Origin of the sequence: Streptomyces sp. GbtcB6, assembly GCF_019091475.1 — a bacterium.
Taxonomy (GTDB): Bacteria; Actinomycetota; Actinomycetes; order Streptomycetales; family Streptomycetaceae; genus Streptomyces; species Streptomyces hyaluromycini.
This window is the reverse complement of record NZ_JAGXJL010000401.1, coordinates 1-245: the sequence shown is the minus strand read 5'-3', so window position 1 is coordinate 245 and position 245 is coordinate 1. Positions and strand designations below refer to the sequence as shown.

1 pseudogene is annotated in these 245 nt (G+C 75.5%); it reads left to right on the top strand.

The features are described from left to right. Window positions 1-245 (top strand): annotated as a pseudogene (locus KVT45_RS55515) (iron transporter); the annotation flags it as partial.

Genomic DNA, 245 nt, shown 5'->3' with positions numbered 1-245 from the left:
CTGTCAGGTGCCGTACCCCTGATCCGGCTGTTCCATCCCGTGGTGACCCGGCTCGCCGACCGCTCCCCCGGCTGCGCGCTGCCCGCCGAGCCCGCCTACCCCACAGTCGCCGCCGGCGGCGACACCGACCTGGTCGAGGGTTTCGGCGTCAACGTGCGCTCCGGCCTGCGTCCCCACCTCCGTCCGGGCGTCACGCCGCTCCTCGCCGCCGCGGTCGCCGACGAGTACCCCACCAGCCAGGGCCA